Raw genomic sequence first — 12,709 nt, 5'->3', positions numbered from 1 at the left:
GAAACAACCAATGGCAACCGGAAAGGTAGAGGTAAACAACCTCAATTTAGGGCAAGGCGGGATTCCTGAGATTGAACGCCACCTGCTCTACATCGGACGAACTGATAAAGCCGAACTGCAAGGCAAAGTCACCCGTGTAAACAACATGACCAACCTTGATGAAGTGGTCGCTGATGATGCGCTAGGCGCAAACGTCAAAGCCGCACAGCTCAATGGTAAACAGAACTGGACGGGTGCCATCTTTGGTTTGGCTGACGGTGACTCTTGGGAAGACGCTGTAGATACTGCCAACCTTACCGACTCTTTCGAAGGTATTTGTATCGTTGATGTTGTGGCCGACAAAGCCGAGTTCACAACGATGCAAGACAAAGCAACAGAGCTAACGAGCAAACTTGGTCGTTGGGTGTTCTTCCTTGCTGCGTGTGCTGGTATTGATGCAGATACCCAAACGTGGTCGGACTATGAAACAGCCATGCTAGCCCTAGTGAAAGATGTGGCAGCAAATATGGTAACGCCAGTGCCAATGCTTAACGGCAATAATGTCGGTGTGCTTGGTGGTCGCTTATGTGATCGCGCTGTCACCGTAGCCGATAGCCCAATGCGAGTCGCAACGGGAAGCCTATTAGGTCTTGGTGAAATGCCAGTGGATAGCGCAGGTAAACCACTTGAAATGAGCACTATTTCAGCGTTAGCCGATGCGCGTTATTCACTGCCCCAGTGGTACGCCGATATGGAAGGCGTTTACTGGACAGATGCCACCACGCTAGAAGCGAAAGACGGAGACTATCAATACCTTGAATATGTTCGCCCTGTTCACAAGCTAAATCGCCGCATTCGAATTAAAGCGATTCGTCGTATTGCTGACCGCATTCTTAATTCAACACCACCAAGTATCGAGCTCAACCGCACTTACTTCAGTAAAGATATGCGCGATATGTCGAAGACCACTGAGATTGGCGGCATTCCGTTCCCTGGTGAAATCATGCCACCACGTGATGAAGATGTGTCAATTCAGTGGATGACTAAAACCAAAGTAAACATTGGCTTAATGGTTCGTCCTCATAACTGCCCGAAACACATTGTGGTCAACATTGGGCTTGATCTCTCTAACCCTGCAGATTCGGAGGCATAACCAATGAGCATGCGTATTTCTGGCAAGAACATGCACTTTTCAATGGGCGACTACAAGCTAAAAGCGCAAAAAGTCACCCTATCTATTACCGACAATTCAGCCGTGAACAAAACCTCTGGTGTGCCAGATGGTTATGTCGATGGTGATGTAGAAGCAAGTGGTGAAATGGAGCTCACAACGCAGCAGTTTAACCAGTTGAGCAAGGCCGCAAAACAAGCCGGTTCTTGGCGTGGTCTGCCTGCCTTTGACGCTTTGTTCTACGGCAAGATTGATAAAGATGAGCTGAAAGTAGAAGCCTTTGGTTGTCGAATCAAAATTTCTGATTTGCTTGATGTTGATTCCAATGGTGGTAGCGCACTGGTTCACAAACTGCCGTTTGAAGTAACAAGCCCAGATTTTGTGAATATTAACGGTGTTCCATACCTGCGCTCAGATGAAACCGAAGACTTGGTGCAGTAATAAGGGGGCGTGATGTCTGATGTTATCGACCATGCCAGTGGCCTTGAAACCCAATTCACAGAAGTGGCGCTTGCGAACCAACTGGCAAGGGCTAAGCGAATTGAACAACGGGAAAGCGCACAGGAATGCGGCGAATGTGGCGACCCAATACCCGAAGAACGCCGCCAAAAAGTACCAGGGTGCCAATATTGCACCCAGTGCCAAAGCGACATGGAGAGAATGACGCGATGAAACTAGGAAAGCTCTTTGTTGAGCATGTGATTAAGCCGGTTCTTGACCATTTGGATATGGCAACAGGCGGCCACGGAAAAATGAACACGCAAGCCGCTATCAATCTGATTTTGATGATTGTGGCTCATGAGTCTGGAAAGTTGACCTACTCAAAACAGGTTCGTGGTCCTGCTCTTGGTTTTACTCAGATGGAACCAGCGACATTCCGATGGTTGATTGAGTGGTTAGGCAAATCACGCCCTCACTTGCTGGATGCTTTATCTATGTTTGGGCCTGTTGGTGCTGATCCTATTTGTGAAAGCGATGCGGATTATATGGTGATTTCCCCTCAGTTTGCGGTTGCTACTGCAAGGTTGAACTTGATTCGGTTCCCAGAAACTCTGCCCGAAGCGGATGATTTGGAAGGGCTTGCGCGATACGCCAAAAAGTATTGGAACACTCACGCAGGTAAGGCTACTGAAGCGGATTACCTCAACGCATACAAATCCATGGTTGGAGAAGATTAATGAGCTTTTTAACTGGAATTATCGGCAAAACCTTACTCGAAGTTTTGAAAGGCCTGTTCTTTCAAATCGGTTGGAAAATCATTCTTGAACGCTTTGCGACTCGCTTGGTGGTGTGGGGCTTGGAAACACTAAAAGGCTTAAGCACAAATGATGTTCTTCAAGAAACTGTTGACGACATCATTGCAGCACTTCAGGGCAAACGCTTGAAGGAAATCCCACAAAAGGAATAGCGATGGACTCATCATGGTTATCGGTGGGAGTGGCGATTATTGCGTTGGTCATCACCATTATCAATCTGGTATTTGGCAGAACGGATAAAGGGCAAACCACAGCCCGAGATCATGACCGCCGTATCCATGATTGTGAACTGGCAATAGAGCGACAACGCGGTGATGTAGCAGAAAAGTACGCCACCAAACACGAACTGCGGGAAGCCGTAGACGACTTGAAAGAATCAATTAACGGACGGTTCGACCGTCTAGATGCAAAGTTAGATAAAACAGAGCGAGAAGCAGCATGACACAAACAATCATTTTAAACGTTGGTGAAGCCGAACTTGAATTCAAACCAACGCCAGCCGAGTACGATGAAGCACAGAATACCACCATGCAAGGTGATATAAGCAGTGCTGCACACAACTTTTTGATGAGCTGTGTTAGCGAAGGTTCAAAAGAAGCCTTGCGAAAAATTACTAAGCAGAACGCGGGTGCTGCAACGCAGATTTATGGCGCACTTCTAAAGGAGTACACGCCTAAGCTTTCCATCTCGGTAAAAAAATAGATGGGCTTGTCGCTGCCATTGATAGTAGCGACAGGCAACAAATGTATGCGTGGCGGCGAAAGTGGCTACCTAATGAACCTGATACTGAGCAGAACCTTGCTTATGCGATTTGGTTAGAGAAGAACCATTGGGAAAACATGAAAACCGTCACCGCTAGCGGTGTAGCCAAAGCCTTTGGCGGTTAACCACTAAGCTTCAGTTCACAAAGTAAGTAGAGAATTGTTGATGTTACCAGAAGCACTCAGATTTCAAGTTGGACTCATTGACCAGATTTCAAAACCTCTGGGCAATATTCAACGACAAATGACCGATGTCACCAACACCTATCGTCAAGGTACTCATACCATGATGGCAGGTGCGGCAGGCATGGTGGGTGCAGGCTTCGCATTACAACAAGCCTTGATGCCAGCCATTGAAATGGACCGAAAGCTAGGTGAAGTTAAATCACTTGGTGTTGCTGATGATCAGCTGCAAACCCTAGCTCAAACAGCGACGAAGTTTTCCGTCGAATATGGCAAGTCGGCCACTGAGTTTGTGGATTCAAGTTACAAAATTCAATCAGCGATTTCGTCTCTGAAAGGCAATGAACTTTCAGAGCTTACCCATATTTCTGGCGTTATGGCAGCTGCAACAAAAGCAGATACTGAGACCATTACAGGTTACATGGGGCAGATGCACAAAATCTTTAACGATGATGCTGTGCAGATGGGTAATGTCGCATGGGCACAAAAACTTGCAGGCCAAACAGCAACTGTTGTGAAAATGTTCAATACGGAAGGTAAGGAAATGGCCGCAGCCTTTCAGAACTTTCAGAGCATTGGTACGAAAAACAATATTGCGATGGAAGAACAGTTTGCGGTATTGGGAACGCTACAAGCTATAACTCAGTCGGGCTCCCGAGCTGGTACACAATACTCTTCTTTCCTTCAAGGTGTCGCCAGAGCTCAAGGTGAGCTTGGCAATAAAGTCTCTTTCCAAAATCAAGATGGAAGCATGAAGTCCGTAATAGACATCATGGGACAACTAAAAACGCTCTATGGAGATACCCTCGAACTTTCAGAACAAGCAGAGCTAAAAAAGGCATTTGGGGGGCAGCAAGCGGTGAACTTCATTATGAATATGATGAATGAAACTGATGGTCTCAATAAGTCAATTAAGCAGCTGCAAGACGTATCGGGGTTGAAGGAAGCGAGGAATATGGCGCACAGCATGACCGACCAATGGGAACGGTTAGAACAAGGTGTCTTTGCCATAAGTGCTGCTTTTGGTTCTGTGCTTCTTCCTGCCATCTTGCCTGTTGTTGGCAGCATGGCAGACGGTACCACTGAAATTATTCAATGGACACAGATGTTCCCGAACCTTACTAAATACATTGGCTTTGCTGCAATAGCGATTTTAGGTGCTGCGGCAGCAGGCGGTGCATTTACCTTGATGATGGGTGTCGGTAAGCAAGCAATGGCAACTTACATGCTCACCATGAAGATGTTCACGGGAGTGAGTTTCTTATTAACCAAGGGCATGGCAGCACTACGTGTGGCCGTCTTAGCAGCCAATATTGCGATAGCGGCTAACCCAATCATTTTGGTCGTTGGTGCAGTGGTTGCAGCAATCGCTGCAGTAGGGGCATTGATTTACTACTGGGATGATCTCAAAGCTTCATTTGGTGACACAACATGGTTCCAGGTATTAGAAGGTGCAATTACGTTAATCATGATGCCATTTAGAGCCATGTTTGAGTTCATCAAAGCAGGTTGGCAATGGGTGATGAGTGGCTTTACCGATACCAGTGGCTTTGCCTTCATTGAGCAAATGGCCGACTCGATGCGCAACATCTTTGGAAGCGTATTTAGCTGGTTCACCGATAAGTTAGCGGGTATTTGGGAAACCATGAAAGGGCTAGTTGATTGGCTGCCAGGTTTCGGCAGTGATGATGAAACGGCTCCGGTGAAATCGAAGTCAGTAGAACGCGCAACACCACATGCCCAAATCCAACCAGGTGGCGCGGCCAAGAGCATTGCTAGTTATCAAACGAGCTCAACCAATTACGGTGGTGTAGCGATTTATCCAACCTACATGAATAGCCCACAAGATATGGCTAGTGAATTAGAAATGGCGGCAGGCTAATGGCAGATTTCAAATACCAAGATTTGCTCATTGAAAACGGTGATGTGGTGCTCGACGCAGGCCGTAACCCTGTATTGATTCAAGACCGAGCAGTGATCGCCCAAGACATTAAACACGCCATCATTGAAAGCAATTTAGCTGTCGATCTCATTGCAGAGCGCAGCCCATCAAAGAAAGCGGATATTCGTACCAAGTTGGAACTGTTGGTTGAAGAAGATGTTCGCCTGGTGCCGGGAACGGTGAGATTAGAAGATCCGACAGAAGGCACGATTTATGTTTTCGCCACAACTGCAGACTTTGGCGATGTAACTCTTGATATAAAAACTTCGGAGGCAACCAATGTCTGATATCCCTAAGCCAGATTACACCGAACTGGTAAAACAATCCGGTATCCCTACCGATGCAGCCAGTTGGAAAAAAGTGCTGAAAGAGGAAATGGAAAAAGAAGAGTGTATTATCTCTAACGACTCGCTTTTCTCCCCGTTCTGGCGCCTGATTGAATCGGCAGTGGTACAAGTGACCTTGTGGCTCATCAATACATTATTGGTGGGTTACGTTCTACCGAACATGTTTGTTGCAACCGCTGTAGACCAATGGCTAGACCTCCTCGCATGGCAGTGCAAACTCACTCGTAAAGAAGCAACCAAAGCCAAAGGTCTGATCGCCTTCCAACGTGCCGCTGCAAAAGGGCCTGCGTTAGTCATTCCAAAAGATACTTGGATTCAAACCGAACCCATCAACGGCAATATCTATCGCGTTCGTGTGCTTGCTGATACCACGCTGCCAGAAAACGAAACGATGATCATGGCAGAAGTGGAAGCAGAAAGTGAAGGCGCGGCCTATAACCTTGGCGAAGGTTACTACCATATTCTGCCTACTGCGATACCAGGTATTGCCGCAGCGACGAACCCAGCCGAATGGCTAACCGCTGCAGGTGCAGACAAAGAAAGCAATGATGAGCTTCGTTTACGCATCCGCAACCAATGGAGCGCGGTTGCTAAATGGCACATTGATGCTGCTTACCGCTCACTGTTAACGAGTCGAGCAGGTATTAACGATGACAACGTGTATTTCGAGCATAACGCACCACGTGGACCAGGTACCGCCGATTCCTACATTTTGCTTGATACAGGTGAGCCATCGCCAGAAATGCTTGTTGATTTGAATGCCTATATTCGTGAGCAAGGGCAACACGGCCATGGTGATGATTTGCAGGTGATGGCAATGCCAGAAACTCAAACCGACATTGTTTGCCGTGTTTGGCCGCTTCGCTCACTCACGATGGATGAGCGCACCCAGCTTAAAGCAGCTGTTGAGAAGTTCATTGGTGCGGCATTCCGCGAGAACACAGATTATTCACCAACTGTAACCAACCCAGTGTTGCGCTTTAGTTTCTCCAAGTTAGGTCAAGAGCTGCACGGTCAGTTTGCACAGATTGAATCACTAGAATTCGATAACGCCGACATAATTAACAACCTGACGGTGCCACGCATTCAGACGTTGGAGGTATCCATTGAAAATACCTGAGATAAACCTTCGTTACTGGATGGGTAGAGGCGAACTCGCCAAGTTCGTTAGAGCTGTTCGTAACTACTGGGAACATGTGAAAGCCGCATTCGAAATGCCACTGCAGCAGCATGACCCACTGACCGCACCTATTGGATTGGTCAATATTCTGGCTTGGCAGCGTGGAGTAGAAAAACTCGGCCAAGAGCCCGAAGAGTTGTTTCGAATTCGTGTGGCTCATGCTTATGGTTTTGCCCGTGATGCAGGTTCGGTGTCTGGTTGGGAAGACATGTTCGCAAAGCTTGGTTATCCGCATATTGCCCAAGATGAAAGGTTGGTTAATGTCGATTGGGATGTTATCAGCCTCAAGATTCGAGATGGTGATTTAACCAATGTCCCGAAATTACTAGACACGGTGATTCGCCAGTACGGGCGTACCTGTCGCCGTTATCAATACACCAGTTATGTCGAAATGCCGTTGGCCGCGCGAAGTATGAACATCGAGGCGCAATACTCAACGTCACACGTTAAGACACGGATAAACGTTGGCATGTTACCGAATATGCTCAATGTCGATTGTGAATATTACCAAGCCACTGCGAAAGGCTAAGGAACTAGAAGAATGACAAACACCACTGATAAGTCGATTTTGACCGCCGCAGGTAAGGCACTATTGGCTCAGCTTAATGCAGAAGAAAAGGCGCTTGTAATCGACAAGATGATTTTTGCCAATGTACCGAACCGCCCAGAGTTTCCACAACCTGATGATGTGGTACCAAGTGATGATGTGGTTCATGAAGCTGCAGTAGAGCAACGTGGTCGCCTTTCGGTTGATTCGGTCATTTACAGCACAACGCTCACCAGTCAAGAAGGCCCGTTCGAGTTTAACTGGACAGGGGCTTATTGCTCTGAATATGGCGTGTTGGTCACGATAGACCACCATGCGCTAACACCTAAGACGGTAGACGAACCAGGTGTTTCAGGTAATACGTTAGTGCGTTCAGTGGTTCTTGAATACAAAGACATTGCAGAAATCACCAACATCACAGTAGACGCTTCAACATGGCAGTACAACGCTACGCCACGCATGAAGAAAATGGATGATGATGTGGCGCAATCCATCATCGACCAAAACGGCAAAGATTGGTTCATTGAAGACGGTTTCTTGGTAACACCTCAAGCTAGTGCATTCAACATTAAATCGGGTGCCGGCTATGTGTCGGGCAATCGTGTCACACTCGAATTTGACCGCAATGTTCAAGTCCCTAACAAGCCTTCATTCATCTATGTAGATGCGCACCGCGAAGGCACACCAACAGGCGAACAAGTTACGCTGTTTGATTTCGTGGTTACTGCAGATGATAAAGACGATTACGCCGATGCTAATGGCGTGAAGCACTTCGTTTGTAAGATAGCGCAGGTGCTAGGTGATGGAAGCGTTAGTGATTTGAGGCAGAAGAGTCTGGCGAATCTGCGCTGGGAAAAAGGAAAAAAAGTTACGAGCCACCGAGATAAGTTTATTTATTTTGGAGTAGATGCTGAGGCAGATGGAAAGGAATGGTATGCGCCGGAAGCATCACAAGCTGAACCTAAAGTAATGGGAGATACTCCGATTGCAGATCCAAATTTTAGAGAGTGGAAGCCTGAATTCAAAATTGAATCTTTGGATGATGCAAAGATTGCCTACAACGTATGCGGAACAACAATTATTACTTCTGAGCGAATCAAAGGAAGTGAGAGAGGCGGGGCGGAATACGAAGTAAAAACTATTTCTAGTTACTTTGAAAGTACAGGGTTGTTAGAACCAGATGGTTTTGCTGATCATATTGACGCAGGGGGGAATGTTCTTACCTTAAAGCGTAAAACAGGTAATCACGATCTTTATGTTTTTGGGGGGATATCTGACGGCACGGATGATGTCCATACAGATAATACACCGATGTATGATGCATATTGCCAATGGCTTTATCGCAAAGGTGGTGGTTCATTATTTTTACCAGACGGTGATTTTGCTATGTCAGTGCTAACTAGGCGAAGCAAAATTTCAGTGTATGGTGCAGGTCAGAGGGCAACAAATATCCATCCTATAGCCAGAGATGGACTAAGTATTGATCCTGTTATTGGTTTGATTGAAGTCGATAGTGGTCCCGTCCAATTTTCTAACCTCAGGAATATGACATTGTGGGCAAGCAGAGAACAAGACGATGGGCTATCACCTGTTAATCCAGACCAATGGGCTATGTACCATAGAGCAAAATGGGATTCTGATTATAACCATGGTGGATTATGGAGTTCGATTACCGAGAATATTGATGGGAAAAACTGGTTGTATGGTGTTTGGTCGCGAGGGGGGTATACAACAGCGCATAGCCTTTTACCGAATCAGTGGAATACTTATAAAGATGTAAATATGCCTGCAGAGATTGTACCTTGGCGCTTTACTGGTCAGCATGGACAAACATCAGTTAAAAAAGGAAAGGGGGATGGTCCGGGAATTTCTGAAGATGTTACATGTGTGACGATTGACTGGGATCCAGAACCATCTCAGGTGGCAAGTGAGCAAAGAGGAGAAAGCTCCAGTGATATTGCTGGCGTTGGTAATGCAGTAAGAGCACCCGTGAATGTAAGTTTTCGTGAAGGCTTTTCAACGCAACAAGCGAAAAAAGCATATTTTGTTCGTTCTGGTGTAGCAATATCAATTGATGACTGCTGGGTTGAAAATACACAGGAGGCAATTGAATGTTCGGTTAACGGTGAAGTTTCCGTTGAAAATACGAACTTTGCAAATGCTGGTGACGGTGAAGGGAGTGGGTACATTCTCAAACACGGAAATAACTCTTATATCATGTGGGGGGAAGGAAACAATGTTGGGGGCAAATATGACAAATTTGCAGAACAGATCAATTTGTCAAGAGGATATAGCTATAAAGGAGGGATGGGAAAAGATATATCGGGTGAAATATTATCCGGATATTTACAAGTTAGTGAAGATGCTGGGGTTGTAGATGTAAAAGAGCATCCTTATGTGATCATGAATTCTGGCAACCTGAATTCAATCAAGTCTGGTCTTCTTCCTGGCTCTTTGATCTGTATTAGAGCAATTGGTGGCGCTGTAGTAGTTGGTAGTTCCGGAAATATATCTATAGCAGGTTCAACAGTGACGATACCTAAGGATGAAGCCGCGTTATTCATGCGAACTCCAGGCCCTAAGACTTGGCAACTTGTAACTGTGTAATAACGGAAAATATATGCTAACCCTTAACGGTACCCAACTCCCATTAAAGAACCTACGCATTAGTGTTCGTCAGCAACTAGCCGGACAGGATATGTCCGGCCAGACCTCGGCTACCGACCAAGCGGAAACAGGTAGCAAAGGTAAAATTCTGACCGTGAAAGGCGTGATCCCTTTTACCAAAAAACAGCTACTAACCAATTTGTTCAACATGGCGGAAGCACAAGATAGCGGTGCCCGCCAAATCTACCGCATTAGCAACAAAACGGCAGAAGCTTTGAAGATCCGACAAGTGAAATTCCAAGGTGCTGTTCGTGCCGATGAGCAAGATTCTCACAGGCAATGGAGCGTTTCATTTGAACTGATAGAGCATCTATCGGTACCAGAACGAGTGGAACAACGCCAACCGGATAAACCTGCGGCACAGCAAAAAGTGCAAGGTGTGAATACTCCGGTTGAAGCTGGACAAACTGACGATGTGCCGCCAGGTACCGACGTGGAGCTAACAGGCTTTATGAAAATACTTAAAGCTGCCGATAATGCTTTAGCTTAGTGGTGGACTATGACGGCGAACAATAAATTCTTGTGTCGGGCTTACGTTGGCAAACGCAAAGCCAGAGTAAAAAGCCACCGCATTGTCTTTAGTGAAAATACGCCAGGTCGATGTGAGCTGGCGCTAGAAGGAAGCCCCGAGGCAAACACTATTGTCGCGGTGGATATGGGGTGGGGTGATTCAATTGATCGGGTTTTCCTTGGTTACATTGAACGTGTTCAACCTGCAGAAAAAGGTTGGTCAAAAGTGTTTTGCCGCGAATTAGCGGCAATGCTTTACAAGCCACTTAATATCATTATGCGTCACCCGACACTTATGCAGCTGCTGAGCGAAGTGACCAATAAAACGGGGCTTCAATTTGTGGTACCAGAGAAAGCCTACAGCAAAACGGCTATTCCTTGTTTTTATAGCGATGGCAACGGCTATCGAGTCATAGACGAATTAGCCCAAGCGTTCAGTATTGATGGCTTATTCTGGCAGCAACAAGGCAACGGGCAAATTTACGTAGGAAGTTGGAAGGATTCATTCTGGGCAGATAAGCCCGTTACCATACCTAATGAACTCATGATAAACCACACGGCAAACAAGTCGGTAAAGATACCGGCTATTCCAAAATTAAAGCCAGGTGTTGTCGTCAATGGACTTCGATTAGTCGGTGTCGAGTTTGAAGGAACGGAGGCAAAGCTCACATGGATGTAAATGTTATTAAGCGCATTATCTTCCGCTTGTTCCCAGAACTCACAGGCCAGTGGCATTTGCCAAGATGGGGCAAGGTGGTCGCATTACCAGAACTTCCAGAAGAAGGTGATTTGTCTGATCGCTTTTATCCTCACTATGCCGTGGATGTTCAGTTACTCGATGAAAAGGGCATGGAATACGAAGATAAACCACCACTGCAAGCGGTACCACTTCCGGTGCCAGGTCTTGGTGATCATGCTGGCCGTCTAGAGCCTCCCGCAATTGGTAGCATCGTAGAGCTAGGTTTTATGTTCGGCCAACCGGACAAACCTTTTGTTCGTTGCGTTCTTCCACTTGGCTTCAAGCTACCAGGTATCAAAGAGGGTGAAAGCCGATACCAACAACGCCAAGGTGTTTACCACCTAGTAGACCAAGATGGAAACTTTGAGAGCACTACAGATAAAAACGCCACGATGAATTGTGTCGATAGGGCGGTAAATGCAACCAACTACACTGCCATCATTGAGCAACTGCGAAAGGTGGTCGTAAAACAGAGTGAGCAGATAACCATACTCAAAGACCAAGTGCAGGACATCAAAGGGCAAGTGAGTTTAACCGTAGGCAAAGACCTCATTATCAAAGCCAAGAACATCACCGAAGACGCCGACACAATAAAACTCAATGGCGGTAAAGGTGTTTGTACTGGGGCAACCATTTGTCCGTTCACTGGTAAACCGCATGTGGACGTATCAACCACCGTATTCGCAGGTAAGTAACATGGCACTAGAAGTTGATGCAACAAAGCAGGAACTCATTAAAGAGTTAGAAGCCAGAGGGTTTGTAACAGAAGGAGAGTTTTCACAGAACTCACCATTGATGGAAGCCATAGCAGCAGCAATGGTTACAGTGTTTAAACGAGATGCAGAAGTCATCATTGATGCTGGCAGCTCTGCTGGAACCTACAAAGTAAGCTAAAAGCCCAGCGCCTCATCACCAAGCGCCCACTATGGGCGCTTTTCTTATATCTAAAGCCAATGCATAGCTACAGGCTAGCGCCGCGTAAAGAAGCACTCAGGTGACGGAATCCGCACTCCTCCTCCCCACCTGCGACGTTTTCGATCTGATTTTTTCGCAATTTTGATTTAGTGAAAATCTACGAGGCTGGGAAAGGCGTAGAGCGCGCGATAAAGCCTTTTGCCATAAGGGCTTCGAATGATATAAAAAGCCGCTGAAAAGGGCTTATATTGCGCCTAATAGAATTTCAACAATTGCGCTTTTTTTCGATAAATTGCAATAATGACGATCTGCAAAGATCTAGTGCTTTGTTGTAAGTTGTTGATTTGTATTGTTGCTATGTGTTTTTTGTCAGTTTTTTTTAAGATCTAGTGTGGAAAATTAAAGATCTCTTTGGTTGGTAGCTAAGCCACGTATAGCAAGGCCTTAGCGCTAATCTGACTGCAAAACTGTTTTTTCAAATTTGTTCATTGGATGAAACTAGAAATGTGAAC

At 46.2% G+C, this 12,709-nt stretch carries 17 protein-coding genes; all 17 read left to right on the top strand.

Annotated features, from left to right (window positions below; translation table 11 throughout):
* Positions 1-10: 10 nt before the first annotated feature.
* Genes MMA19_RS04985 through MMA19_RS04905 form a run of 17 tightly spaced genes read left to right on the top strand, consistent with a single transcriptional unit; the run spans position 11 to position 12,176 of the window.
* The gene (locus MMA19_RS04985; protein WP_240205650.1) at positions 11-1,132 is read left to right on the top strand and encodes a DUF2586 domain-containing protein; all 1,122 of its coding nucleotides are present in this window, start codon (positions 11-13) and stop codon (positions 1,130-1,132) included.
* A 3-nt stretch (positions 1,133-1,135) separates the two neighbouring features.
* Positions 1,136-1,591 (top strand): phage protein, encoded by a 456-nt coding sequence (locus tag MMA19_RS04980; RefSeq protein ID WP_010437010.1) that lies wholly within the window; start codon positions 1,136-1,138, stop codon positions 1,589-1,591.
* Between the two features lie 12 nt (positions 1,592-1,603).
* On the top strand, positions 1,604-1,822 hold the full coding sequence (locus MMA19_RS04975) for a TraR/DksA C4-type zinc finger protein (protein WP_010437011.1): 219 nt from the start codon (positions 1,604-1,606) through the stop codon (positions 1,820-1,822).
* Positions 1,819-2,328: a hypothetical protein gene (locus MMA19_RS04970; RefSeq protein WP_240205649.1), complete on the top strand. Its 510-nt coding sequence runs from the start codon at positions 1,819-1,821 to the stop codon at positions 2,326-2,328. The genes MMA19_RS04975 and MMA19_RS04970 overlap by 4 nt, the downstream gene beginning before the upstream one ends.
* Positions 2,328-2,558 (top strand): hypothetical protein, encoded by a 231-nt coding sequence (locus MMA19_RS04965; RefSeq protein WP_010437017.1) that lies wholly within the window; start codon positions 2,328-2,330, stop codon positions 2,556-2,558. The genes MMA19_RS04970 and MMA19_RS04965 overlap by 1 nt, the downstream gene beginning before the upstream one ends.
* 2 nt (positions 2,559-2,560) lie before the next feature.
* Entirely contained in the window at positions 2,561-2,848 is a 288-nt protein-coding gene (locus MMA19_RS04960) for a hypothetical protein (protein WP_010437019.1), read from the top strand.
* Complete coding sequence (locus tag MMA19_RS04955; protein ID WP_240205648.1) at positions 2,845-3,108, top strand: putative phage tail assembly chaperone; 264 nt, start codon at positions 2,845-2,847, stop codon at positions 3,106-3,108. The genes MMA19_RS04960 and MMA19_RS04955 overlap by 4 nt, the downstream gene beginning before the upstream one ends.
* A 41-nt stretch (positions 3,109-3,149) precedes the next feature.
* Positions 3,150-3,293 (top strand): hypothetical protein, encoded by a 144-nt coding sequence (locus MMA19_RS04950; RefSeq protein ID WP_240205647.1) that lies wholly within the window; start codon positions 3,150-3,152, stop codon positions 3,291-3,293.
* A gap of 40 nt (positions 3,294-3,333) precedes the next feature.
* The gene (locus MMA19_RS04945) at positions 3,334-5,232 is read left to right on the top strand and encodes a phage tail tape measure protein (protein WP_240205646.1); all 1,899 of its coding nucleotides are present in this window, start codon (positions 3,334-3,336) and stop codon (positions 5,230-5,232) included.
* On the top strand, positions 5,232-5,579 hold the full coding sequence (locus tag MMA19_RS04940; protein ID WP_240205645.1) for a DUF2590 family protein: 348 nt from the start codon (positions 5,232-5,234) through the stop codon (positions 5,577-5,579). Before MMA19_RS04945 ends, MMA19_RS04940 begins: the two co-directional genes overlap by 1 nt.
* A complete protein-coding gene (locus MMA19_RS04935) occupies positions 5,572-6,759 on the top strand; it encodes a baseplate J/gp47 family protein (RefSeq protein WP_240205644.1) in 1,188 nt (395 codons plus the stop codon). The genes MMA19_RS04940 and MMA19_RS04935 overlap by 8 nt, the downstream gene beginning before the upstream one ends.
* Entirely contained in the window at positions 6,746-7,348 is a 603-nt protein-coding gene (locus MMA19_RS04930; RefSeq protein ID WP_240205643.1) for a phage tail protein, read from the top strand. The genes MMA19_RS04935 and MMA19_RS04930 overlap by 14 nt, the downstream gene beginning before the upstream one ends.
* Positions 7,349-7,360: 12 nt before the next feature.
* Positions 7,361-9,973, top strand: coding sequence for a phage tail protein (locus tag MMA19_RS04925; protein ID WP_240205642.1), 2,613 nt, complete (start codon positions 7,361-7,363; stop codon positions 9,971-9,973).
* A 13-nt stretch (positions 9,974-9,986) separates the two neighbouring features.
* The gene (locus MMA19_RS04920) at positions 9,987-10,523 is read left to right on the top strand and encodes an adenine glycosylase (protein ID WP_240205641.1); all 537 of its coding nucleotides are present in this window, start codon (positions 9,987-9,989) and stop codon (positions 10,521-10,523) included.
* Positions 10,524-10,532: 9 nt separating this feature from the next.
* Positions 10,533-11,222, top strand: a complete 690-nt coding sequence (locus MMA19_RS04915; protein ID WP_240205640.1) for a hypothetical protein — start codon at positions 10,533-10,535, stop codon at positions 11,220-11,222.
* Positions 11,213-11,977 (top strand): hypothetical protein, encoded by a 765-nt coding sequence (locus MMA19_RS04910; protein ID WP_240205639.1) that lies wholly within the window; start codon positions 11,213-11,215, stop codon positions 11,975-11,977. The genes MMA19_RS04915 and MMA19_RS04910 overlap by 10 nt, the downstream gene beginning before the upstream one ends.
* A 1-nt stretch (position 11,978) precedes the next feature.
* A complete protein-coding gene (locus MMA19_RS04905) occupies positions 11,979-12,176 on the top strand; it encodes a hypothetical protein (RefSeq protein WP_240205638.1) in 198 nt (65 codons plus the stop codon).
* Positions 12,177-12,709: the final 533 nt, after the last annotated feature.

Source organism: Vibrio sp. CyArs1 (assembly GCF_022432925.1).
GTDB classification, from domain to species: Bacteria; Pseudomonadota; Gammaproteobacteria; order Enterobacterales; family Vibrionaceae; genus Vibrio; species Vibrio mediterranei.
The sequence above is the reverse complement of the archived record's forward strand: the minus strand, read 5'-3'. Positions and strand labels throughout refer to the sequence as shown.